Origin of the sequence: Leisingera sp. M527 (assembly GCF_025141525.1) — a bacterium.
Classification (GTDB): domain Bacteria; phylum Pseudomonadota; class Alphaproteobacteria; order Rhodobacterales; family Rhodobacteraceae; genus Leisingera.
The window spans coordinates 4185405-4209513 of the sequence record NZ_CP081037.1 but is presented as its reverse complement, the minus strand read 5'-3'; the positions used below and the strand labels follow the sequence as shown (position 1 = coordinate 4209513).

23 protein-coding genes are annotated in these 24109 nt (G+C 62.9%); 14 read left to right on the top strand and 9 right to left on the bottom strand.

Annotated elements, in window-relative coordinates; all coding sequences use genetic code 11:
• Positions 1 to 60 precede the first annotated feature (60 nt).
• Genes K3555_RS20670 through dxs form a run of 4 tightly spaced genes read left to right on the top strand, consistent with a single transcriptional unit; the run spans position 61 to position 4095 of the window.
• Entirely contained in the window at positions 61 to 987 is a 927-nt protein-coding gene (locus K3555_RS20670; protein WP_260006874.1) for a histone deacetylase family protein, read from the top strand.
• Positions 984 to 1226: an exodeoxyribonuclease VII small subunit gene (locus K3555_RS20665; RefSeq protein ID WP_260006873.1), complete on the top strand. Its 243-nt coding sequence runs from the start codon at positions 984 to 986 to the stop codon at positions 1224 to 1226. The genes K3555_RS20670 and K3555_RS20665 overlap by 4 nt, the downstream gene beginning before the upstream one ends.
• Positions 1227 to 1229: 3 nt before the next feature.
• Positions 1230 to 2114: a polyprenyl synthetase family protein gene (locus K3555_RS20660; protein ID WP_260006872.1), complete on the top strand. Its 885-nt coding sequence runs from the start codon at positions 1230 to 1232 to the stop codon at positions 2112 to 2114.
• Positions 2115 to 2166: 52 nt separating this feature from the next.
• Positions 2167 to 4095, top strand: coding sequence for a 1-deoxy-D-xylulose-5-phosphate synthase (gene dxs, locus K3555_RS20655; RefSeq protein WP_260006871.1), 1929 nt, complete (start codon positions 2167 to 2169; stop codon positions 4093 to 4095).
• Positions 4096 to 4452: 357 nt separating this feature from the next.
• Here dxs and K3555_RS20650 read toward each other — a convergent pair whose 3' ends face one another.
• Complete coding sequence (locus tag K3555_RS20650; RefSeq protein WP_260006870.1) at positions 4453 to 5322, bottom strand: SDR family oxidoreductase; 870 nt, start codon at positions 5320 to 5322, stop codon at positions 4453 to 4455.
• Between the two features lie 74 nt (positions 5323 to 5396).
• Between K3555_RS20650 and K3555_RS20645 the strand changes: the two genes are divergently transcribed.
• On the top strand, positions 5397 to 6032 hold the full coding sequence (locus K3555_RS20645; protein ID WP_260008573.1) for a class I SAM-dependent methyltransferase: 636 nt from the start codon (positions 5397 to 5399) through the stop codon (positions 6030 to 6032).
• Positions 6033 to 6221: 189 nt separating this feature from the next.
• Here the strand turns inward: K3555_RS20645 and K3555_RS20640 are convergent, their stop codons facing one another.
• The 4 genes from K3555_RS20640 to K3555_RS20625 form a co-directional block, all read right to left on the bottom strand.
• Positions 6222 to 7007, bottom strand: a complete 786-nt coding sequence (locus K3555_RS20640) for a carnitinyl-CoA dehydratase (RefSeq protein ID WP_259995662.1) — start codon at positions 7005 to 7007, stop codon at positions 6222 to 6224.
• Positions 7008 to 7056: 49 nt separating this feature from the next.
• Positions 7057 to 9087 carry an acetate--CoA ligase family protein gene (locus K3555_RS20635; protein WP_260006869.1) on the bottom strand — a complete coding sequence of 677 codons (2031 nt, stop codon included), beginning with the start codon at positions 9085 to 9087 and terminating at the stop codon, positions 7057 to 7059.
• A gap of 225 nt (positions 9088 to 9312) precedes the next feature.
• Positions 9313 to 9612, bottom strand: coding sequence for a SelT/SelW/SelH family protein (locus K3555_RS20630; protein WP_260006868.1), 300 nt, complete (start codon positions 9610 to 9612; stop codon positions 9313 to 9315).
• Positions 9613 to 9615: 3 nt separating this feature from the next.
• Positions 9616 to 10779, bottom strand: a complete 1164-nt coding sequence (locus tag K3555_RS20625; protein WP_260006867.1) for an acyl-CoA dehydrogenase family protein — start codon at positions 10777 to 10779, stop codon at positions 9616 to 9618.
• Between the two features lie 79 nt (positions 10780 to 10858).
• Here K3555_RS20625 and K3555_RS20620 point away from each other — a divergent pair, with 79 nt between their 5' ends.
• Positions 10859 to 11797: a GlxA family transcriptional regulator gene (locus K3555_RS20620; protein ID WP_260006866.1), complete on the top strand. Its 939-nt coding sequence runs from the start codon at positions 10859 to 10861 to the stop codon at positions 11795 to 11797.
• Here the strand turns inward: K3555_RS20620 and K3555_RS20615 are convergent.
• Positions 11794 to 12984 carry a hypothetical protein gene (locus K3555_RS20615; RefSeq protein WP_260008572.1) on the bottom strand — a complete coding sequence of 397 codons (1191 nt, stop codon included), beginning with the start codon at positions 12982 to 12984 and terminating at the stop codon, positions 11794 to 11796. The two genes, K3555_RS20620 and K3555_RS20615, sit on opposite strands and share 4 nt — an antisense overlap.
• A gap of 82 nt (positions 12985 to 13066) precedes the next feature.
• Entirely contained in the window at positions 13067 to 13489 is a 423-nt protein-coding gene (locus tag K3555_RS20610; protein ID WP_260006864.1) for a glyoxalase, read from the bottom strand.
• Between the two features lie 141 nt (positions 13490 to 13630).
• On the opposite strand from K3555_RS20610, the gene ade reads away from it, so the two are divergent.
• From ade to msrA, 8 genes are all read left to right on the top strand, one after another.
• Entirely contained in the window at positions 13631 to 15433 is a 1803-nt protein-coding gene (gene ade, locus K3555_RS20605; protein ID WP_260006863.1) for an adenine deaminase, read from the top strand.
• Positions 15430 to 16896 (top strand): AMP nucleosidase, encoded by a 1467-nt coding sequence (locus K3555_RS20600; RefSeq protein WP_259988756.1) that lies wholly within the window; start codon positions 15430 to 15432, stop codon positions 16894 to 16896. Before ade ends, K3555_RS20600 begins: the two co-directional genes overlap by 4 nt.
• A gap of 139 nt (positions 16897 to 17035) precedes the next feature.
• Positions 17036 to 17323, top strand: coding sequence for an HU family DNA-binding protein (locus K3555_RS20595; protein WP_027256921.1), 288 nt, complete (start codon positions 17036 to 17038; stop codon positions 17321 to 17323).
• A 168-nt stretch (positions 17324 to 17491) separates the two neighbouring features.
• Positions 17492 to 18115: a LysE family translocator gene (locus K3555_RS20590; RefSeq protein ID WP_259995691.1), complete on the top strand. Its 624-nt coding sequence runs from the start codon at positions 17492 to 17494 to the stop codon at positions 18113 to 18115.
• A gap of 71 nt (positions 18116 to 18186) precedes the next feature.
• Positions 18187 to 19092 (top strand): DMT family transporter, encoded by a 906-nt coding sequence (locus K3555_RS20585; protein WP_260006862.1) that lies wholly within the window; start codon positions 18187 to 18189, stop codon positions 19090 to 19092.
• 111 nt (positions 19093 to 19203) lie between these two features.
• On the top strand, positions 19204 to 19767 hold the full coding sequence (locus tag K3555_RS20580) for a DUF4202 domain-containing protein (protein ID WP_260006860.1): 564 nt from the start codon (positions 19204 to 19206) through the stop codon (positions 19765 to 19767).
• A 106-nt stretch (positions 19768 to 19873) separates the two neighbouring features.
• Positions 19874 to 20323, top strand: a complete 450-nt coding sequence (msrB, locus tag K3555_RS20575) for a peptide-methionine (R)-S-oxide reductase MsrB (protein WP_260006859.1) — start codon at positions 19874 to 19876, stop codon at positions 20321 to 20323.
• Positions 20320 to 20835: a peptide-methionine (S)-S-oxide reductase MsrA gene (gene msrA / locus K3555_RS20570; RefSeq protein WP_260006858.1), complete on the top strand. Its 516-nt coding sequence runs from the start codon at positions 20320 to 20322 to the stop codon at positions 20833 to 20835. The genes msrB and msrA overlap by 4 nt, the downstream gene beginning before the upstream one ends.
• A gap of 147 nt (positions 20836 to 20982) precedes the next feature.
• Here msrA and K3555_RS20565 read toward each other — a convergent pair whose 3' ends face one another.
• Both K3555_RS20565 and queG read right to left on the bottom strand, forming a co-directional pair.
• The gene (locus K3555_RS20565) at positions 20983 to 22989 is read right to left on the bottom strand and encodes a hydantoinase/oxoprolinase family protein (protein WP_260006856.1); all 2007 of its coding nucleotides are present in this window, start codon (positions 22987 to 22989) and stop codon (positions 20983 to 20985) included.
• A gap of 72 nt (positions 22990 to 23061) precedes the next feature.
• A complete protein-coding gene (gene queG / locus K3555_RS20560; RefSeq protein ID WP_260006855.1) occupies positions 23062 to 24099 on the bottom strand; it encodes a tRNA epoxyqueuosine(34) reductase QueG in 1038 nt (345 codons plus the stop codon).
• Between the last annotated feature and the right edge of the window lie 10 nt (positions 24100 to 24109).

Genomic DNA, 24109 nt, shown 5'->3' with positions numbered 1-24109 from the left:
TGCGCAGCGTTTTCAGGCCTCCGGCGGGGATATTTTTAGCCAGATGAACAGGGGATCTTTATGGCAACCGCGCTGATTACCCACGCAGACTGCTTGTCTCATGTGACGCCGGACGGTCACCCGGAGCAAGTTGCCCGTCTTGAGCATATCCTGCACGCGCTGGAACCATTGGACCTGAAACGCGTAACCGCGCCGATGGCTGCCGAGGACGACATCCTGCGCATTCACCCAGCCGGCTACCTGTCAGACTTGCGCAAGTCCTCCCCGGCAGAGGGCTGGGCTCAGATCGACGGGGATACCTTTCTTTCCCCTGGTTCGCTGGATGCTGCCTTCCGGGCTGCAGGCGCGGTGGTGCGCGGTGTCGATATGGTGCTGGGCGGTGAGGTGCAGAATGCTTTTGCTGCGGTGCGCCCGCCGGGGCATCATGCCGAAACAGATACCGCGATGGGTTTCTGCCTGTTCGGCAACGCAGCACTGGCTGCAAAGCACGCGCTGGATCATCACGGGCTGAAACGCGTCGCGGTGGTGGATTTCGATGTGCATCACGGCAATGGCACCCAGGATCTGCTGTGGGACGAGGCGCGCGCGCTGGTGATCACCAGCCAGCAGATGCCGCTGTGGCCCGGCTCCGGCCGCCCTGAGGAGGACGGTGCCCATGGCAATATCCTCAACATGCCGTTGGCACCGGGTTCGGGCCGGGCTGAAATGCAGGCGGCCTATGAAGGCCAGGCCTTCCCGCGCCTGCGTGCCTTCAAGCCAGAATTGATCATCATCTCGGCAGGCTTTGACGCCCAACAGGACGATCCGCTTGCCAGCCTCAACTGGGCAACAGAAGATTTTGCCTGGATCACTGCCGAACTGTGCAAACTGGCAAGTGAGCTGTGCCAGGGCCGTATCGTCTCGACTTTGGAAGGCGGATATGATCTGAACGCGCTGGCCGCCGCAACGCGCGCGCATGTGGAAGAATTGATAAAGGCACCGGCATGACTGAGACCCCCGTAGACCAGATGAGCTTTGAACAGGCAATGCGTGAGCTGGAAGGCGTGGTGGACCAGCTGGAGCGCGGCGACGTGGCGCTGGATGCCTCGATCGCGCTTTACGAACGCGGTGCCGCGCTGAAGAAACGCTGTGAGGATGAGCTGAAACGCGCCGAGGAAAAGGTCGCCGCCATCACTCTGGACTCCAACGGCACCCCCAAGGGCACCCAGCCGCTGGATGCCGGCTAAGCCATGACCGTCGCAGCAGACGCCCGAACGCGCCCCTTTGCAGATGCATTGAAGAACGCACAGGCCAGCATCACCGCACATATGGAAATGCGGCTGGCAGGCAGCGACGAGCTGCACACCGCGATGCGCTACGCCATCACCGGCGGCAAGATGCTGCGCGGCTTTCTGGTGCTGGAAAGCAGCCGTCTGCACGGTGTCCCGGCTGAAGCTGCCCTTGAGGCAGCGCTCGCTATTGAGTGCATACACGCTTATTCGCTGGTACATGACGACCTGCCATGCATGGACGATGACGGTCTGCGCCGCGGCCAGCCTACTGTGCACAAGAAATGGGATGAGGCGATGGCAGTTCTTGCCGGCGACAGCCTGCAGGCCTTTGCCTTTGAGCTGCTGGCAGACCCCAAGGCTGGCCCCCACGCCCTGACCCTGATCCGCGGCCTGGCGCAGTCCTCTGGCAAAGACGGCATGGTGTCGGGCCAGATGCTGGACATTGCGGCAGAGACCGCCGACGCGCCGCTGACGCTGGAGCAGATCACCAGGCTGCAGAACCGCAAAACCGGCTGCTTGATCGAATGGTCCGCCATTGCCGGCGCGGTGCTGGCGGGCGATGATACGTTACCGCTGCGGCAATACGCACGCGCCCTTGGCCTTGCCTTCCAGATCGCCGACGACATCCTGGATGTGGAAGGCGATGCCGCCAAGGTCGGCAAAGCCGTGCGCAAGGATGCCGATGCCGGCAAGGCAACCTTTGTCTCGCTGCTTGGTCTGGCAGAGGCAAAAGCCCGCGCGCAGTCTTTGTGCGGCGAGGCCTGCAACGCGCTGTCGCCTTATGGTGAGGATGCAGCAACCTTGAAGGAAGCCGCGCGTTTCGTTATTGCGCGCGACAGCTAACCCCGCGCGCCACGCCCCGGCACCCCTGCCCGGCGCAGCCCAAGGAGACACCATGTCCGACCGGCCCAAGACCCCGCTTCTGGACCAGATTACCCGCCCCGCGGATCTGAAGGGGCTGACGGATGCGCAACTGGTGCAAGTGGCGCAGGAACTGCGGCAGGAAACCATTGCTGCCGTCTCCGTCACCGGCGGCCATCTGGGCGCAGGCCTGGGTGTGGTGGAGCTGACCACCGCCCTGCACGCAGTCTTTGACACTCCGCGAGACAAAGTGATCTGGGACGTCTCCCACCAATGCTACCCGCATAAGATCCTGACCGGGCGCCGCGACCGCATCCGCACCCTGCGGATGAAGGACGGGCTCAGCGGTTTCACCAAACGTTCCGAGTCGCCCTATGACCCGTTTGGTGCCGCCCACAGCTCCACCTCGATCAGCGCCGCGCTTGGTTTTGCCGTGGCGCGCGATCTGGGCGGTGTAATCCCCGAGGGCAACGGCGACGCCATCGCGGTGATCGGCGACGGCTCGATGTCGGCCGGCATGGCGTTTGAGGCGATGAACAACGCAGGCCATTTGGGCAAGCGGCTGATCGTCATCCTGAATGACAACGAAATGTCGATCGCCCCTCCGGTCGGCGCGCTGTCCTCCTACCTGTCGCGGCTTTATGCCGGCGAGCCTTTCCAGGAGCTGAAAGCGGCGGCCAAGGGGGCCGTCTCGCTGCTGCCCGAACCTTTCCGCGAAGGCGCCAAACGCGCCAAGGACATGCTCAAGGGCATGGCCGTCGGCGGCACTCTGTTCGAAGCCTTGGGGTTTTCCTACCTCGGTCCCATCGACGGGCATGACATGGACCAGCTGCTGCCGGTACTGCGCACGGTCAAGGCCCGCGCCACCGGCCCGATCCTGATCCATGTGCTGACCAAAAAGGGCAAGGGTTACGCCCCGGCCGAGGCTGCCCGCGACAAGGGCCACGCTACCGCCAAATTCGACATGGTGACGGGGGAGCAGAAAAAGGCGCCCTCCAACGCGCCCTCCTATACCTCGGTGTTCGGCAATGAACTGGTGAAGCTCGCAGCCGCGGACGACAAGATCTGCGCCGTGACCGCGGCGATGCCCGACGGCACCGGTCTGAATCTGATGGCCGAACGCTACCCCTCGCGCACCTTTGACGTGGGCATCGCCGAACAGCACGGCGTGACCTTTGCCGCCGCCCTTGCGGCAGGCGGCATGAAGCCGTTTTGCGCGATGTACTCCACTTTCCTGCAGCGCGGTTATGACCAGGTGGTGCATGACGTGGCGATCCAGCGCTTGGCCGTCCGCTTTGCAATTGACCGCGCGGGCCTGGTGGGCGCCGATGGTGCCACCCACGCAGGCAGTTTTGACATCGGCTTCATGGCCAACCTGCCCGGCATGGTGGTGATGGCCGCCGCAGACGAGGCCGAGCTGGCCCACATGATCGCCACCGCAGCCGCCCATGACGACGGCCCCATCGCCTTCCGCTACCCGCGCGGCGAGGGCGAAGGCGTCGAGATGCCGGATACCCCGGAAGTGCTGGAAATCGGCAAGGGCCGGATGATCCAGGAGGGAAAACGCGTCGCGCTGCTGTCCTTCGGCACCCGTTTGGGTGAGGTCAAAAAGGCCGCCGAAGCATTGGCCGCCAAGGGCATCACGCCGACAATTGCTGACGCCCGCTTTGCCAAGCCGCTGGACCGCGATCTGATCCTGCAGCTGGCTGCGGATCACGAGGCGCTGATCACCATCGAGGAAGGCGCGGTGGGCGGTTTCGGCTCCCATGTCGCACAGCTGCTGGCCGAGGAAGGCGTGTTCGACAGCGGCCTCAAGTACCGCTCGATGGTGCTGCCCGATACGTTCATCGACCAGGCCAGCCCTGCGGATATGTATGAGGTCGCAGCAATGAACGCGCCGCAGATCGAAGCCAAGGTGCTGGAGGTTCTGGGCGTGGCAACGATTGGCGAGAAGCGGGCTTAAGCCAAGTCTCTCAGCCTGTCAGCTTCTGGAAAGTCCAGTCAGCCGGCTAAGCAACCGATAGCCCGGCGCTGACCAATGCCTGTTCAAAGCAAAGACAAGCTGCGCAATGGTTTCGTCTCCCATCCACGCGGGCTGTATCTCATCCTGACGGGCAACAAATAGATTCAGCAATGCCGCGCGGTCGGAAACCACGGTAAAAATTGACGGTGATAACGCAATATCGAGCCGTCTGGTGAAACCCAGATCAGACCAGATTGTTTCCAAGCTGTCTGGATAAACCGCTCTCAATCGCCGGCGCAACCGCCCCAGCCTGCGAAACTGCAGGAATACAAACAGAAGGTGCCAGCTTCCCAAACCCTAAACCCCCGGCGGCTCCGCAGGCGGCACAAAGCTCTCCATGTCCTCGGCTTCCAGCACTGCGCGCAACCCCTCGCGGTAGGTCGGGTAGAGCAGCTCCACACCCAGCTCTTCCTTGATACGGCGGTTGCGGACCCGCTTGTTCTCGCCATAGAAGCTGCGCGCCATAGGGGTCATGCCGGCCTCGTCAAACGGCACTTCGGCCGGCACCGGCAGGCCAAGCAGCTCGGCGGCGTGGCCCAAAACATCCTGCGGCGGCGCGGGGTCGTCATCGCAGACATTGTAAATAGCACCGGGGCTGGGCCGCGCGATGGAGGCCGCCAGCACCTGGGCAATATCATCCACATGAATACGGGAAAACACCTGTCCCGGCTTCACGATCCGCCGCGCCTTGCCCGCCATCAGCTTGGCAAAGGGACCGCGGCCGGGGCCATAGATACCGGCCAGCCGGAAGATATGCAGCGGCAGACCGGGGATGGCCTGCCATTGCGCCTCGGCCCCAGCGCGCCAGTCGCCGCGTTCGCTGGACGGCGTCACCGGCGTGGCCTCATCCACCCAGGCGCCGTCGTGGTGGCCATAAACTGCCGTAGTCGACAGATACCCCACCCATTCCAGACCGGGTGCAGCAGTGATTTGACCAGCCATCGCGGCCAGCACCGGGTCACCCGCCATGTTCGGCCCTATCGAGCTTAGAACATGGGTGACCCCGTCCAGCGGCACGTCCTGCCCGGGCCAGGTGATCATCTCCACGCCTTCGGCCTCCACAACCTCGCGCGAAGTGCCGATAACCCGCCATCCCTGCGCCAGAAGGCGCGGTGCAAGCGCCCGGGCGGTATAGCCAAATCCAAGACAAAGCAGCGTTTTCCTCATGGCTCCTAGATGCGTTGACCGCGCCTGCTGTGCAAGGGTTGATTCGAATCCCGATCAGCCTTTTCATGGCGCGCATGGATAAACAGAAACCGGGACTTTCAAACGCCTACGCCCTGCAGACACCTGCCGATTCCAAACGGCTTTACAGGGACTGGGCGAGCACATACGATCAGGATTTCGCCGCCGGGCAGGGCTACCTCCTGCCCGGGTTGACCGCCAAGGTTTTTGCCGCCGCCGGCGGAGCCGGCCCGGTGCTGGACGTCGGTGCCGGCACCGGTCTGTGCGGCCAAGCGTTGCGGGCGATTGGAATAGAACCTATCGACGCCACCGATCTAAGCGCCGCGATGCTGGCCGAAGCCTTGCGCAAGGATGCCTACCGCGACGTGATCGAAGCTGATCTGCTGGAAGGCATCCCTGTGCCGCGCGGGTCCTACTGCGGCGTGGTCTCTTCCGGCACCTTCACCCATGGGCACCTCGGCCCGGAAGTCCTGCCCGCCCTGTTGCGGGTGGCCGCACCCGATGCCTGGTTTGCTCTGTCGGTGAATGCCCGGTTCTACGATAAGGCGGGGTTTTCCGAAGCCTTCGGCCGGCTGCTGCGCGGGCAATGGATCAAGAATCTTACTCTGCCGGAACTGCCCATCTACGGACCTCGCGCGACGGGGGCGCACAAGAACGACACCGCCCTGATCGCGCGATTTCAAAAAGTATAGCGCCCCTTTGCCATTATCATTTTGGACAGGCGGGGATCCAAACGCCGCGCAAAGCGCGGCGCCGGGCCCAACTGCGCAGGGACATCTTCAGATGTTCCTGAAACAGGCGGGAGCTCCCGCGTCTTTGGACGGCATCTGCGATGCCGCCCGCGCCTTTGGGCCCGGCAGCGCACCTGGCGGCGCGCCGCGTCAGCGCCCCTTCCAGACCGGATCGCGCTTTTCGGCAAAGGCGCGGGCGCCTTCCAGGTTGTCCTCGGAACCATAGAGAACATCCACCGACTTCAGCTGCCGCTGCGTAACCCGGTTCATCGCGTCCTGGAATTTGGAATCTTCTGCGTCGCGCACGATCTCCTTGATTGCCGCATAGACCAGCGGCGGGCCGGAGGCGAGCAGCCGCGCCAGCTCCCAGGCCCGGTCCATCAGCTGGTCCGCCGCCACGATCTCGTTCACCAGGCCCCAGCGGTTGGCCTCTTCTGCGTCAAACCAACGGCCCGTAAGCAGCAGCTCCATTGCGATGTGATAGGGAATGCGTTTGGGCAGTTTCACACTGGCCGCATCCGCGACGGTGCCGGAGCGGATTTCCGGCAACGCAAAGGTGGCGTGATCGGCAGCGATGATCACATCCGCTGACAGCGCCAGCTCCAGCCCGCCGCCACAGGCGATGCCATTCACAGCGGCAATCACCGGCTTGTTCATGTCGCGCAGCTCCTGCAGACCGCCAAAGCCGCCGACGCCATAATCGCCATCCACCGCATCGCCGTCAGCCGCCGCTTTCAGGTCCCAACCCGGGCAAAAGAACTTTTCTCCACCGCCGGTCAGGATCGCCACCCGCAGGTCAGGGTCGTCGCGGAAATCCCGGAAAACCTCGCCCATCACCCGGCTGGTCTGAAGGTCGATGGCATTTGCCTTTGGCCGGTCCAGTGTTACTTCCAGTATGGCACCATCACGGCGGGTTTTCACGGGGCTGTCGGTCATATCAATTCCTCCTGGCACGGTAGTACCGCTCTTGTTTCAGGCCTAAGCCTCAGTATTTCCGCCGCATCAGCGCATCTGCTGCAACGGCGTCAGCTGGCGTGCAGAGAAGCGGGTTGATCTCGATCTCTTCCAATCCCAGCGCGTTTTCCATCACATAGGCCTCGACTGCGCGGATGGCGCGCAGGATCGCCTCCCTGTCTGCTGCCGGGGCACCCCGGTAGCCGTCCAGCAGTTTGGCAATGCGCAAAGAGTTGAGCGCAGCTTCGATTTCTGCATCCGAGGCTGGCAGCAGAAAGGAAGCACTGTCTTTCATCAACTCGGTCAGGGTGCCGCCCGCCGCCACAGTCATGACAAACCCATGCGCTGGATCCTTGACCACCCCGATCAGAAGCTCAACCACCGCACCGGTAACCATTTCTTCGACCAGAAAGCACGAGGCCGGCATGTTGAAAGCGGCATCACTCACGTCCTGCCCCGAGTTCAGATTCAGCACCACAGCACCTGCTTCGGTCTTGTGGGCAACGCCTTCGCCCTTCAGCACCACCGGGAAGCCGACATCCACCGCAACGGCGCGGGCATTGGTGGCCGAGGCCGCCCGTTTAGACCGTGGGATGCGCAGGCCATAGTCTGCCAGCTGCCGCTTTGCCTCGGCTTCAGGCACCAGATCAGGGTCCACCGCAGGGGTTGGCAGCAACAGCGGTGAAGGTGCTGCCTGCAATGGCAGGCTCGCGGCCTCGCAGGCAGCAATTGCCTCGCTAAGCCCAGCGAAAGGCACCACTCCAGCATCCATCAGACGGGTTGCAACATCCTCCGGCAGCAACTCGGGAAGCGTCGCCACCAGACCAACGTTTGCTCCTGTCCGCTCACACGAACCAATCGCTGCTTGGATTGCGCATTCCCAATCCGAGGCATCGCAGCGGTCATTGCGCGGGAAGTCGACGATCAGCATAGTCATCGCCAGCTGTGGATCCATCATTGCCGAGAATGCTTGCGTCATCGCCTCGGCATCCCGCCAGATATAAGTGTGGTAGTCGAGCGGGTTTGCCAGCGCCACCATCGGGCCCAGCGCTTCCCGCAAATCCGCCTTTTGGCGATCATTCAGGGGCGGGAACACGACATTGCGCGCATGGCAGGTGTCCGCGGCTAGGCTAGCCTCCCCTCCGGAGCAGCTGATCGTTGCAATGCGGTTCGAAGGCAGCCGCCCCGTCACATGCAGCAATTTCAGTGTCTCCAGGAAGGACGGCAAGTCATAAAGACGCGGAATGCCAAGGCGTGAGAGCAAAGCCCCCGCACCCGCGTCACCGCCCGCAAGCGAGGCGGTATGAGAAACAGTCGCGGCCTGGGCCTCGGCGGATCTGCCGACCTTAAGGGCAACGATCGGCTTTCCCAATTCGCGTGCTTTGGCCGCCAATGCCTCAAACGCACGCAAATCACCAAAACCTTCGATATGCAGGCCAAGTGCTGTGACGCGGTCGTCTTCCAGCAGCGCTTCGCCGATGGCAGCGATGCCCGACTGTGCCTGGTTGCCGGCCGTCACTACATAGGCCACCGGCAGGCCGCGTTTTTGCATGGTCAGGTTGATGGCGATGTTGGAGCTTTGGGTGACCAGCGCCACGCCCCGTTCTGCCCGCGCCCCGCCATGCTGGTCCGGCCACAGCAGCGCCCCGTCCAGATAATTGATGAAACCATAGCAGTTGGGGCCAAGGAAAGGCATATCTCCAGCCGCTTCCAGCAACTGCGCCTGCAGATCAGCGCCTTCGGCATCCTCTGCCGCTGCCTCCAGGAAGCCGGAAGCAAAACACACCGCCCCGCCGGCACCGCGCATCGACAGCGCGCGCACTACCTCTATGGTGGCAAAGCGGTTCACTCCGACAAAGGCTGCATCGGGTGCTGCCGGCAGGCTGTCCACGTCCTTAAATGCTGGCAGGCCCGCGACCTCGTCTGCCTTGGGATGAACGGGCCAGATGGTGCCCTCAAACCCCATCTTTTGACACTGCTCAATCACCAGGCGGCACCATGCGCCGCCGCCGATCACAGTAATGGTTTTAGGTCGGAAGAGGCGGGAAAGGTCGCGTGTCATTTTCTAGCGGTTCCGCTGGTAGAGAGTTCGGGAGCCTCCGGCGGGGATATTTCCCGCATGAGGAAGTAAGCTTTGGTTAACCAGAATCACACTCAATAGTTGTGCGGTACAGGCGGGGACGCCGATGGCCGTGCAAGGGGAAGAGAGCATTTCTCTTTACCGGGGCGGCTCTTGCGGGCCGCCCTTTTCCTCTTGCCCCAAATATCCCCGCCGGAGGCATCCGGCTTACCCGTCCGCGCTTCGGTCGAGATGGCCCAGATCCCTGCCGGGGTCAATCCGGTCGCGCACGCGGGTCTTCAGCTCTTTCACATCAGGAAAGCCGCCGTCCCGTTTGCGTTCCCAGATCAGCTCCTTATCAACATGGATCTCAAAGATCCCGCCCATTTCTCCGGGAACCAGTGTCACCCCGCCCAATCGGTCCTGGAAGGTCTGCAGCAGCTCCTGCGCCATCCAGCCTGCCCGCAGCAGCCAGTTGCAGCCGGTGCAGTAGGTAATGATCACAACAGGTTTCCCGGCTTGGGTCATGGATCAGCCTCCGACGGCGCGCAGCATCTCGCGGCTGATAATGTGCCGCTGGATTTCACTGGTGCCTTCCCAGATACGCTCGACCCGCGCATCGCGCCAGATGCGTTCCAGCGGCAGCTCGTCCATCAGCCCCATGCCGCCGTGGATCTGGATCGCTTCATCCGCAACCATGGCCAGCATCTCGGTCGCCTTCAGCTTGGCCATCGACATGTCGCTCTCGGTGACGGTTCCCTGGTCGAATTTCCAGCCGGCTTCCCAGGTCAGCAGGTTCGCCGCTTTCAGCTCCAGCGCCATGTCGGCCAGCTTGAAGGAAATGCCCTGGAACTTGCCGATCTGCTGACCGAATTGCTTGCGCTCGGCGGCGTATTCGATCGAGTGCTGCAGCGCTCGCTCAGCCCGGCCCAGGCAGGTGGCCGCGACCTGCAGGCGGGTGGCGCCCAGCCAGGTGTTGGCCACCTCAAAGCCCTTGTCGATCTCCCCCAGAATGGCAGAGGACGGCAGGCGGCAATCGTCGAACTCCAGCACTGCGTTGGTGTAGCCGCGGTGGCTGACGTTGCCGTAGCCGTCGCGCACCTCAAAGCCCGGCGTGCCCTTGTCGACAAAGAAGGCGGTGATTTTCTTCTTCGGCCCGCGCGGGGTTTCCTCAACCCCGGTGGCCATGAAGCAGATGGCGAAGTCGGCGATATCGGCGTGGCTGATGAAATGCTTGGTGCCGTTCAGGATCCAGTCGCCGCCGTCCTGGCGTGCGGTCGCCTTCATACCGCGCAGGTCGGAGCCCGCGTCCGGCTCGGTCATCGCCAGGCAATCCCATTTCTCTCCCTTCATGCAAGGGTAGAGATACTTCTCTTTCTGCTCGTCCGTACCGGCCAGCAGGATGTTTGACGGGCGCGCAACACCTGTCCAATGCAGCGCATAGTTAGCGCGGCCCAGTTCCTTTTCATACATCAGCCACGACAGCGTATCGAGGCCAGCGCCACCTGCTTCCTCGGGCATGTTTGCGGCATACAACCCCGCGTCCATCGCCTTTTTCTGCACATCACGGATCACATCCATGTCCAGATGACCGGTGCGCTCGATCTCTGCCTCATGCGGATACAGCTCCTTTTCCACAAAGGCGCGGGTGGTCTCGACGATCATCGACTGTTCTTCAGTCATCCCGAATTGCATGGCGGTCTCCCTTCGCAAATCTGTTGCCAGCCAGATTAGGCGGCTTGCCCTCGCCTATCGTGCAGAGTTAGAAGAAATCATGCGAAGTTGGGCAAAAGATAACGCTGCGGTGCAGCAATTGGATGTACTGCTGTTCGACGCCTTCTCGGCCCATTGCCTGGCCAATACGGTTGAGCCGCTGCGCGCGGCCAATACCTTTGCCGGGCGCCGGGCCTATGCCTGGCGGTTCCTCACGCTGGACGGCAGGCCTGCGGTGTCGTCCTCGGGCATGGAGGTGCGGGCGCATGGGAAATTGGGTGATTGCAGCGGCGATCTGCTGATTGCGATGCCGTCTTATGACTTCCTGCGCCATGCCACTGTGACTGCCGCCCGGGCGCTGAAATCTGCGGCGCACCGCTATAAGGTAATTGCGGGGTTTGACACCGGCGCCTGGCTGCTGGCGGAGGCGGGTCTTTTGGACCGGCGGCGGGCAACGATCCATTGGGAGGAACTCAGCCGTTTCACCGAAACCTTCCCCGAAGTGCAGGCCGAGCGCGCCCGGCAAGTCATGGATGGCAACCGTATCACCTGCACCGGCGCCCTGGCAGCCTTTGACACTATGATGGAGCTGATCGGAGAGCATCACGGGGCAGCGCTGCGGCTGGAAGTGGCCATGCTGTTCATGAGCCCCGAAGCCACGGAAACCCAGGACCCGATCCTCGCCCGCAGCAAATCCGTCGCCCGCGCAGTTGCCATGATGCAAGCAAACCTGGAGGCGCCGCTTCCCATTGCAGCGGTCGCCCGCCAGGCTGGCCGCAGCCAAAAAGACCTTGAGGCAAGGATGAAGGCGGAACTTGGTGCAACTCCCCAGGCCGTTTACCGGCGGCTCCGGCTGATACACGCCAGAAAACTTGTATTGGAGACTGACTTGAGTGTCTCCGAGATTGCCCTGCGCTGTGGGTATAATGATCCCAGCGCCCTGACCCGGTCCTTCAAAGCCGAGTTCGGCGCCACGCCCCGCAGCCTTCGCAACAGCTAGCTCTGCTGGGCTGCCATCCATTGGTTCAGACGCCACAACCCCCAGGCCAGCGGAATCGCCGCCAGCCCGCCGATCACATAGGCCAGCGGCTCATCCGCGAAGGACTCGAACATCTGGGTATAGGCGTGGATCGCAGCAAAGGTCAGCGCCGCATTGAACAGTCCGCGCTGATGCCGCTGCGCCGCCCAGAAGATGACCACCGCCAGCACCGCTGCCCAAAGCACGGAATAGACGTTTTCGGAGATGAACAGCGTGCTGTCGCGGAAAGCATCGCGAGCCGCGGAATAGGCTTCCCAGTCTTCGTAACCGTCGCTGTAACGGCCCGGCCCCCAGACGGTTTCGCCCACCACATCGCCCCACAGCGAGCCGACCAGCGCGCAGAGATTGGCCACCGCAAACCCCAGGATTGCCAGAATGCGCAGGTGCCGGGCGTCGCGCTCGGCCAGCCGGGACGCGCCCCAGACACAAAGCACGATCAGCAGCAGCATCTGCAGGATCGTCAGCGTCGATTCCGGCGAATAGAACACATAGGCCGCGTGGAAATAGCCGGTGCCGGTCTCCAGCATCTGGGCAAAAGGCGCAATCGCCAGCGCAGTGACAAAGCGCACATCCACTTGCCAGCCAGCCAGGGCCAGCGCGGCAGCATAATAGAGCAACGCCAGGTTCCGCAGCGGCGAGCCGATCTCGTATTGCTGCAGCAGCAGCTCAATACCCGCCAAATGCATTGCCAGCCCCATCAGCAGGATCGCCCCCAGCACAAACCCCGTGGACCAGGCCCCGCGCCGCCAGCGCCAGACACAAATCGCTGCCACCAGCGCTCCGGCAGGCAGCATCAGCCCACCGGCGATATCCTCGTATTTGTCCACCAGCTCAATCCCGGCGCCGCCCATCAGCATGCCTGCCCCGATCAGGGTGGCGGAATTGCCAAACATCCGCAGCATCTCGCGGCCGCGCGCCAGCACCGCCAGCCCGCCGCCCAGCATCAAAATGCCGGTCACTGCCACCGCCAGCGGATCAGCCAGCCAGAAAATGAAACCGGCGGTGGCCGCGATAATCCCGAAACACAGGATCGCATTCACCGCCAGTGACACCATCACTTCGCGTGAACGCGCCTCGATGGTGCGGGCCTGACCCGCAGTCAGCACCCCCTCCTTGACCAGCGCGGTTGTATCGGCAATGGCGTGCATCGGCGGCCCCTCATGGCATCCAAAAGATACCGCCAGCATGGACCGGTGTTCTTTCAGTGGAAAGGGGAGGAATTCCCGCCGCTTATCCTTTCGGCCGGCTTGGAACCCAGGCGTAGCCGTTTTCACACAGGATATATGCCTCCCGCAGGCCATGCGGCTTGTCCGCGGGCGCCTGCAGAACGGTGAATCCCGCCGCCTCTGCCCGGTCGACAGCCTCATCCGGGTCGGTATCATACAGGCGGATTTCAATCCCGGACCCGCGCGGCGGGTTTTCCGGCAGCAGCCCCAGCAGCGGATTTTCCGCATAGGTGCCGTCGCTGTGCAGCTGAAAGACCTGACCGCCATATGTGACGATAGCAAAATCCTTGCTTACCTGATGGCCCCTCATATCAAAAACAGTCTCTAAAAAGGCTACTTCCGCCGGAACATCCCGCACCAGCAGATTGATCCCGATCCCACGCAGGGAGCGGCCGAAACTGTCCGCACCTATTGCTTCATAATCCATGAACCCAGTCTTCCCCGCAAACCGCCCGGTGGCAACGCCAATTGCGTCAGCCCTCGGCGCCTTTCCACCGCCCGTATGAAGCTTTGATGGCAAAGCCAGCAATCCGCTTGCCTTCCCGCGTGCAATCGGAACAATTGGAATATGTCAGAAAACATTTTTCCAAGCTGGCCCGACTCCGCCCCTCAATTGATCGACGTCGCAGCCGGCCGCGTGCCGGCGGATACAGTGATCCGGCAGGGTATCTGGGTCAATGTCCACACCCGCGAGCAGCTGCCGGGCCATGATATTGCGATCAAGGCCGGCCGCATTGCCTATGTCGGACCGGATGCCTCTTATTGCACCGGACCGGAGACGCAGATCATAGAGGCGCGTGGCCGCTACATGATCCCCGGCCTGTGCGATGCCCATATGCACATCGAGAGCGGTATGCTGACCCCGGCGGAATTCGCCCGCGCGGTGATCCCGCATGGTACCACTTCGATGTTCACCGACCCGCATGAGATCGCCAATGTTCTGGGTCTGGACGGGGTGCGCTATATGCATGACGAGGCGCTGATGCAGCCCGTCAGCATCTTCACCCAGATGCCCAGTTGCGCGCCCTCGGCACCAGGGTTGGAGACTACCGGCTATGAAATCTCTGCCGAGGATGTGGCAGAGGCGATGAACTGGCCCGGCATCATCGGCCTGGGGGAGATGATGAATTTTCCCGGCGTGGCCAATGCCGACCCTAAGATGTTGGCTGAAATCGCCGCCACTCAGCGCGCGGGCAAGACAGTGGGCGGCCATTATGCCTCTCCGGATCTTGGCCCTGATTTCGCCGCCTATGTGGCAGGCGGTCCGGCGGATGACCACGAGGGCACCTGCGAGGCCGACGCCATTGCACGTGTCCGCCAGGGGATGCGGTCGATGATGCGGCTGGGCTCGGCCTGGTATGACGTCGAAAGCCAGATCACTGCGGTGACGGAAAAGGGGCTGGACCCGCGCAATTTCATCCTTTGCACCGACGACTGCCATTCCGGCACCCTGGTCAATGACGGCCATATGAACCGGGTGGTGCGCCACGCGATTGCCTGCGGCTGCGATCCGGTGGTTGCGCTGCAGATGGCCACCATCAACACCGCCACCCATTTCGGGCTGGAACGTGAGATCGGCTCGATCACCCCTGGCCGCCGGGCTGACGTGATCCTGACCTCCGACTTGCATGAATTGCCTATCGAACTCGTTGTCGCACGCGGACAAATCGTCGCGGAATCAGGCTCTATCAAGGTCGAATGTCCGCACTACACCTGGCCCGCCAGCGCCCGCGGCACAGTGCATCTGGGTCACGAACTGACGGCGAAAGACTTTGAGCTTGCTGCACCCGAGGGCGCCAATGCGGTCACCGCCAATGTGATCGGCGTGGTGGAAAATCAGGCTCCCACCAAGGCGCTGCAGGCAGAACTGCCGGTTGTGGACGGGCTGGTCGAGGGCACGGGCGATGTCTGCCAGATTGCGCTGGTCGAACGCCACCGCGCCACCGGCGGTGTCACCAACGCCTTTGTCTCGGGCTTCGGCTACACCGGTAAGATGGCGATGGCCTCAACCGTGGCGCATGACAGCCACCACATGATCGTGGTCGGCACCGACCGCCACGAGATGGCGCTGGCGGCCAACCGCCTGGCCCAAGTGGGCGGCGGCATCACCCTTTACCAGGACGGCAAGGAACTGGCTCTGGTCGAGCTGCCAATTGCCGGCCTGATGTCCGACAGCCCCGCAACCGAGGTGGCTGCCAAGGCGCAAGTCATGATGGAAGCGATGGAGGCCTGCGGCTGCAGCCTGAACAATGCCTATATGCAGCACTCGTTGCTGGCGCTGGTCGTAATCCCGGAGCTGAGAATTTCCGACCTTGGTCTAGTCGATGTGCGCACTTTCCAGAAAATCCCGGTAATCGAGCCTGCTCAATGATAACAACAAAACACCCCGGCCATCCGCCAACCGAAACGTTCAACGACGCAACCGAAGCGGTGGACCGGCTTGAGTTGCTTTACCGGCAGGCCACCGGCTTCATCTGCGAGGAATTCAGCCGGGCGATGGCTGACGGGGCGCCGGACAACCAGCGCATCCGCGCCTATTACCCGGAGATCCGGTTCTCCACCACGAGTTTTGCCCAGGTAGACAGCCGCCTCAGCTTTGGTCATGTCTCTGCACCCGGCACCTATGCCACCACGGTGACGCGGCCGGACCTGTTCCGCAATTACCTGATCCAGCAGATCACCCTGCTCATTCGCAACCACGGCCAGCCAGTGACCATCGATGTCTCTGACACTCCGATCCCAGTGCATTTCGCAGTTGCTTCGCGTCCTGACCTGACAGTGCCGCAGGACGGTGCAGCCGGGTTCACCCTGCGCGACGTGTTTGACGTGCCGGATCTGTCGACCACCAATGACGATATCGTCAACGGCACCTATCAGCCGCCTAATGGCACCGGACCGCTGGCGCTGTTCACCGCACAGCGCATCGACTACTCGCTGGCCCGGCTCAGCCATTACACCGCCACCAGCGCCGAGCATTTCCAGAACCACGTGCTGTTCACCAATTACCAATTCTATGTCGCCGAATTTGAAGCCTACGCCCGCGCTCAGCTGGCGGATCCGGACTCCGGATATACCAGCTTTGTCAGCACCGGCGATCATGAGATCACTGACCCCGCTGCCGTAATACCGGTGATAGGCAAGCTGCCGCAGATGCCCACATATCACCTGAAGCGCGCAGACGGAGGCGGCATCACCCTGGTCAACATCGGTGTCGGCCCGTCCAATGCCAAAACCGCCACCGATCATATCGCGGTGCTGCGCCCGCATGCCTGGCTGATGGTCGGCCATTGCGCAGGCCTTCGGAACACTCAGGCATTGGGAGACTTTGTACTGGCGCATGGCTACCTGCGCGAAGACCACGTGCTGGATGATGATCTGCCGGTTTGGACACCGATCCCGGCGCTGGCGGAAATCCAGGTCGCACTCGAAGAGGCCGTGGCCGAGATCACTGAATACGAGGGTTTTGACCTTAAACGGATCATGCGCACCGGCACCGTCGCAACCATCGACAACCGCAACTGGGAACTGCGCGACCAGTCCGGTCCGGTGCAGCGACTGTCCCAGTCCCGCGCCGTCGCGCTGGACATGGAAAGCGCCACCATCGCCGCCAATGGCTACCGCTTCCGGGTGCCTTATGGCACGCTTCTGTGCGTCTCCGACAAACCGCTGCATGGGGAGCTGAAGCTGCCGGGCATGGCCTCGGACTTTTACCGGACACAGGTTGCACGGCATCTGCAAATCGGCATAAGAGCAATGGAACGGCTGCGCGGAATGCCTCTGGAGCGGCTGCACAGCCGGAAGTTGCGCTCGTTCGATGAAACGGCCTTCCTTTAAGGCTGAATTTTGCAGTTTTCCTAGAAAAAATGCCTATTTTTGCCTGCCCGGCGCGCACAAGAAGTTGTGTTATCATACAACATAACGATAATATCCGGCGATGAGGCCCTAGAGTTCGGGCAGTTTAAGGAGACGAAGAATGTCCAAACCGATGACCAAAACCCAGCTTGTTGCCGCTCTGGCTGACGAAATGGGCAGCGACAAAAAAGTCGCAGGTTCCGCTCTGGAAGCGGTCTGCTCGCTGATCACCCGCGAAGTGTCGGGCGGCGGTGCCGTGACCCTGCCGGGCGTCGGCAAGATCTATTGCCGCGAGCGCCCCGAGCGCGAAGTGCGCAACCCGGCCACCGGCGAGAAGTTCACAAAAGAAGCTGACAAGGTTGTGAAAATGACCATCGCAAAGGCGTTGAAAGACAGCGTGAACGGCTGATACCGGCGACAAACCGGACGGTTTCAGGGCTGCCCGCACGGGCGGCCCTTTTCTTTTACCCGGATGTTTCCCGGCTGCGGAAAAGCTTCGCCCGCGGCCGCAGCGTTGTTGCTTGCCTATTGCCCCCGTCAAGCGCACCCTTCCGTCACACCGGAGGAGGACTGCTGCATGACTGACGTGAACCTTATCCTGATCCTAGGGGCCGCGCTCTTGGCCGGTGCCAGCCCCGGTCCCGCGACGCTGACCATCGCCGGCACCGCCATGCAGCGCGGCCGCTCCGCCGGGCTGGCCGTCGCCGCCGGCGTCAGCAGCGGCTCGCTGATCTGGTCCGTTTCCGCAGCCTTTGGCCTCGGCGCAGTGATGCTGGCTAATGCCTGGATTTTTGAGGGCGTTCGCTATTTCGGTGCAGGCTACCTGATGTATCTCGCGCTGCGCTCGGCCCGTTCCGCGCTGCGCCCCGGAAACCCGGAACTCAAGGTTTCTGCAGCCGGGTCCTTGCGCGCGGCTTATGCAAAGGGGCTGGCCCTGCATCTGACCAATCCCAAGGCGGTGCTGTTCTTTGGGTCGCTTTACGCCATCGGCATCCCGCCCGGTACTGAACCATCAGCGCTGCTGACGGTAATAGCCGCCATCGCCGTGCAAAGTACGCTGATCTTCCACGGCTATGCCATTCTGTTCTCCAGCACCACTGCCAGCCGGGTCTACATCCGCCTGCGCCGCGGGTTTGAAGCCCTTTTTGCCGCCGCCTTTGGCGCTGCCAGCTGGCAGATCCTAATGGCCAAGCTCAGCTGATTCCGGTTCAACCCAGCTTGATCTCCTCTATCAATTCCCCGAAGGTCCGCTCCGGGAGAAAGGTACTCAAAATGGATGCGCGCGCTATAGCCATGGGGCTGGCCTTTGCCTTGATGTGGTCCTCTGCTTTCACCTCCGCCCGGATCATCGTCCAAGACGCCTCGCCGCTGTTTTCCCTCGCCGTGCGGTTCTTGATTTCCGGCCTGATCGGTGTCGCCATCGCCCGCGCCATGGGTCAGACATGGCGGCTGACGCCGGGCCAATGGCGTGCCACGGTGATCTTCGGCATCTGCCAGAACGCGCTGTACCTCGGTTTGAATTTCGTCGCCATGCAATGGATCGAGGCCTCGCTCGCCGCGATCATCGCCTCCACCATGCCGCTGCTGGTTGCGCTGGCGGGCTGGGCGCTGTTCGGCGAACGGCTGCGCCCCCTGGGCTATGCCGGGCTGGCGGCAGGCGTCCTTGGCGTGGCAATGATCATGGGCACGCGGCTTGGCGCCGGGGTAGACCTGTTCGGAGTGTTCCTCTGCGTGATCGGCGTGCTGGCGCTGACCACAGCAACCCTGTCCCTGCGCGGCGCCACCTCAGGCGGCAATTTCATGATGGTGGTGGGGCTGCAGATGCTGATCGGCTCCGTCATCCTGTTTATAGCAGCCCCTCTGACCGAGGAGATCTTCGTCCGCCCCACCCTGCGGCTGGCGCTGGCCTTTACCTATACCACGGTAGTGCCGGGGCTGATGGCCACCCTCATTTGGGTTATGCTGCTGAACCGCATCGGTGCGGTGCGGGCTGCCACTTTCCACTTCCTCAACCCGGTGTTCGGCGTGGCCGTCGCCAGCGTGCTGCTGGGTGAAAAGCTGGGCCCGCTCGATGTGCTGGGGGTGGCCATTGTCACCGGCGGCATTCTCGCGGTTCAGCTTGCCCGCCGCCCCGCCCTGCCGCCAGCGGCGCTCTCCCGCGCGGCAAAGCCGGGCTGACGCCCGTCGCTGCCCCTTGGGCCCGGCACGCCTGACGGCGTGCCGGGCCGTTGCAACCCGCCGCGCTTCCGCATTATTCTGGCCCTCAATGACTAAACAGGAGGACGCAGCATGAGCGCGCAATTGACCCAGGTTCTGGACGCCATCGACGCCGCCAATGCCCAGGATCCCAGCCTGGAGGACGGCCAGCCTGCCGCGCTGCTGTATGGCCAGCGTATGAGCGAACAGCAGATGCGCCTGTTCCCCGATGCCTCAGACGCGCTGAAAATCGCCGCCCGCGGCCAGCATGTGGAGCGCTGGAAGCTGCAGCGCAGCAGCTATCCTGAAGGCCGCGCCGGCTACCTCGCCTGGCGCAAAGCCGAAGCCGAACACCACGCCCAGGTGGTCTCTGCCCTGATGCAGGAGGCAGGCTATGGCGCAGACGATGCAAACGCCGCCGCAAGGATGCTGCGCAAGGAAGGCATCAAGCGCCACGATCAGGTACAGGCTCTGGAGGACATCATCTGCTTTGTCTTCCTGAAGTGGTATTTTGCCCCCTTTGCCGCTAAACACCCGGCGGACAAGGTCCAGCGTATTGTCGAAAGAACCGCCCGCAAGATGTCGGCTGAGGCCCGCGCCCGGGTGCTGACAGAGTTCGACCTGCCCGGAGATCTGGCCGGCGCCTTCACCGCCTGACCAAACCCGCCGCCGCACACGGCTTTGCGAGCCGCCTGTAACAGGGCATTGCATTTGCGCCCTCACACCCCATGTTCTGCGACAAGTAAACAGGCGGGAGGACACCATGACCAAATACACCAAAAATCCGGACGCCATTGCCGCCCTCTCCGAGGAAGAGTTCTATGTGACCCAGAACGCGGGAACAGAACGCCCCGGCACTGGCAAGCTGCTGAGTAACAAGAAGCCTGGCATCTACGTCGACATTGTCTCGGGCGAGCCGCTGTTTGCGTCCTCCGACAAATATGAGAGCGGCTGCGGCTGGCCCAGCTTCACCAAACCCATTGAGACCGCACATGTGCAGGAACTGGAGGACCGCACCCTCGGAATGATCCGCACCGAAGTCCGCTCCACTCATGGCGACAGCCACCTTGGCCATGTCTTCCCAGATGGCCCAATGGACCGGGGCGGCCTGCGCTATTGCATCAACTCCGCCTCCCTGCGCTTTGTCCATCTGGACGATATGGAGGCCGAGGGCTATGGCGCCTACATCAACCAAGTGGAGGTCGTGAATTGAGCACCACCGAACGCGCCGTCCTGGCAGGCGGCTGTTTCTGGGGCATGCAGGAACTGATCCGCAAGCGCCCCGGCGTCATCAGCACCCGCGTCGGCTACACCGGCGGTGATGTGCCCAATGCTACCTATCGCAATCACGGCACCCACGCCGAAGGGATCGAGATCACCTTCGACCCCGCCGACACCTCCTTCAGGGAGATGCTGGAGCTTTTCTTCCAGATCCACGACCCGACCACACTGAATCGCCAGGGCAACGACCTCGGCGCCAGCTACCGCTCGGCCATCTACTACGTCGACGAAACACAAAAAGCCGTGGCCGAGAACACCATCGCCGATGTCAACGCCTCCGGCCTCTGGCCCGGCAAGGTGGTGACAGAAGTCGAGCCCGCGGGCGATTTCTGGGAAGCCGAGCCCGAGCACCAGGACTACCTGCAGCGCCTGCCCAACGGCTACACCTGTCATTTCGCGCGTCCCGATTGGGTGCTCCCGAAACGGAACGCCGCCGCAGAATAGGCTCTAACAAGCCAGTACTCAGCCCCGCCCAGTACGGCGGGGCTTTTCATATCGAGGCCATTCCAGGCTCCGGCGCTTCTTCTGGCCTAAAACATCCCCGCCGAAGGCAGCGGGTTTTCATGGAAAACCCGCATTTCTGAAGCTGGCCTAATCGGCCGCCACCCGCGGCCGTCCGCTGGCTTCAACCGTCAGCGTTCCCTCAACAAAGACCTCCCGCGATTCCACTTGTGCTGTGCGGATATCCCGCTCCACATGCACGTGAATATCCTCGGCACCGGCCTCTTCCGCCGCACCGCGGGCCTCTTGCGCCAGGGCCGCCTCCAGCGCCTCCAGCGCTTCTCTGGACTCCGGATAATCCGCCGGCCCGCTCTCCAGATGAACCCGGTACTTGCCCTCGGCGGGCGAGGTCACGGTGCCGCTGCGCCGCATAGTGACGCGGCCCACCACGGCACCAATGGCATTGGCGACACCGGCATGTTCCGGCAGGATCATATTGCAATGCAGCCGCTCCGCCACCGCCGGGTAATAGCTTGGGGCAGAGGCGCCAAGCCCGACAACATCCACATTCAGCACAGCATCAAGCGCCAACAGGCCACGGTGCCGGGCCAGCCCCTTTTGCAGCAGCACATGCCGGGCCAGCTCTTTCTCCGGCAGGCCAAAGTTTTCCGCTTCTTCGGCAAAAGCAGACTCTAACAAGGTCAAAGCGGTTTGCTCGGTCAGCTGAGCAATGATCATCTGCGCCAACGCCCCTGCATCCTGTGCCACCATATCACCGCTGCCAACCCTGCGGCGGGCAAACAGTGTCAGCGCTTTCTCCGCCGCCTCGCGGTCCCAGGCGTCCACCCGGCCCAGAACGTGGCTCGCATCCGAGGGAGACACGCCAGAGACCTGCACCAGCCCGCGGTCCACCAGCCGGTTCAAGGAGCCGTGCTCCATCCGGGTACGCAGTATCTGGCCCAGAGGATGCACCTGCATCCCGATGCGTCCCAGCAGCCCGGCCTCGCGCTCGCTCAGACCCGCAACCGGCACCCCCGGCACCGCCCGCACAAACCGGCCATCATACTCGCCCACTGTGCTGTTGCGCAGCTGTTCATCCAGCGCGGCGTGCACAACCTCAGGCGCATCCGTGGCAATCAACGACACCGGCACCACCCGGCGCGGCCCCAAGGTCAGCCCGCCCGCCAGGCCGCTGGTGTTCAAATGCACCTGGCTGTCTCCGCCCAGGCCGGTGGTGCGCATCGCCACCGCCTCGACCATGGTGCGGAATTCGCCAACCCGGGCCCCCGCCGGATCAATCGCCGGCTTGCCGTCCTTGATCAGCGCCACATCCGTTGTGGTGCCGCCAATGTCGCTCACCAGCGCATGATCCGCGCCGGTCATCCAGCGCGCGCCGACGATTGAGGCCGCCGGGCCGGACAGGATGGTCTCAATCGGCCGCTCCCGCGCCTGCCCGCCGCTCATCAGCGCGCCGTCGCCGCGCACAACCATCATCGGCGCCTTGATACCCAGATCGCGCAACGTGTCCTGCGCCCGCCCGATCAACCGGTCGATCATGCCGATAAGCCGCGCGTTCAGCACCGCGGTCACCGCCCGCTTAGGCCCGTTCAACTTGGCCGACAGCTGGTGCGAACAGGTGGCAGGCGCCCCGGTCATCTCGTGAATGATCCGCGCCGCCACAATCTCATGCGCCGGATTGCGGGTGGCAAAAACCCCGGCAACCGCAAAGCCGGTTACCCCCTGACCCTCGGTGCGCAGGAACCTCTCCAATGCCTCCACGTCCAAGGGCGCCGCCTCGCTGCCCGCATGGGTGTGCCCGCCGGCAAGCACAAGCGCCGGATCCCCTTTCAAGGCATCCTTCAATCCGTGCCGGTCCAGATCGCTCTCGGCAAAACCAATATAGATCAGCGCCACACGGCCGCCCTGGCCCTCGACCAGCGCATTGGTGGCCAAGGTGGTGGACAGCGCCGCCAGCGACACCTCCTCCGGCTGAACTCCCGACTGTTCCAGCACCGCCCGGATCGCACCGCCAACGCCAATCGCCAGATCCTGCCGCGTGGTCAGTGACTTGGCCGAGGCGATTACCTCTTTCTCGTCGCGGATCAGCACCGCATCGGTATAGGTTCCGCCCGTATCCACACCCAAGAGCAGCGTCATGCCCGGTCCTCTCCGCTTCTGTTCGCCGGACAGGGTCTAACGCCTATTTGCGCCGCGTCCATCCTGTTTGCGTCACGAAAGCTGCTGAACTGCCCATCTCGCAGCGTCCGCAACTGCCGGATCAGGGTCCTCTGTCAGCCCGCGTGCCACGTCCCGAAGGTCCGGCTGGCCGGAATTGCCGATGGCATAGAGCACATTGCGCACAAACCGGTCCCGCCCAATCCGCTTAATCGGTGAGCCGGAAAACACTGCCCGGAAAGCCGCGTCGTCCAGAACCGCCAGCTCCGCCAGTTTTGGCGCCTTCAGCTCATCGCGCGCAGCATAGCGCATATCACTCGCCGCAACCGCAAACTTGTTCCACGGGCAGGCCGCCAGACAGTCATCGCAGCCATATATCCGGTTGCCCAGTTTTCCGCGCAGTTCTTCATCCACCGGCCCCTTGTGCTCAATGGTGAGGTAGGAAATGCAGCGCCGCGCATCAACCTGATAGGGCGCCGGAAAAGCATCCGTCGGACAGCTGTCCAAACACGCCCGGCAGGACCCGCAGCGGTCCCGCTCAGCGTCATCGGCAGGCAGCTCAATTGTGGTGAAAACAGAGCCTAGAAAAGCCCAATTCCCCCAATCGCGGCTCACCAGATTGCTGTGCTTTCCCTGCCAGCCCAGTCCAGCCGCCATCCCCAGCGCCTTCTCAGGCACTGGCGCGGTATCAACAAAAACCTTGACCTCGCAGTCCTCCCCTGCCTCCGCAATCAGCCAGCGCGCCAGCCGCTTCAGCCGTTTCTTGACCAGGTCGTGATAATCCTTGTTGCGGGCATAGACAGACACCGCACCGCGGTCGGCCTGGCCCACCACTGCCATCGGGTCCTCGTCCGGCGTATAACTCTCCGCCAGCATGATCACCGACCGCGCATCCGGCCACAGCAGCGCCGGGTCGCCCCGCCAATGGCTGCGCTCCGCCATCCAGCCCATCTGCCCGTGATACCCGGCGTCCAGAAACGCCTGCAGGCGCCCGGGCACCTGCGGCACGTCCCACGGACGGCAGACCCGGCAGGAGACAAACCCCTCGGCCAGTGCCTGTGCCACCAGCCGTTCTTTCAGCGCTGCACTCATCTTCTTTCTG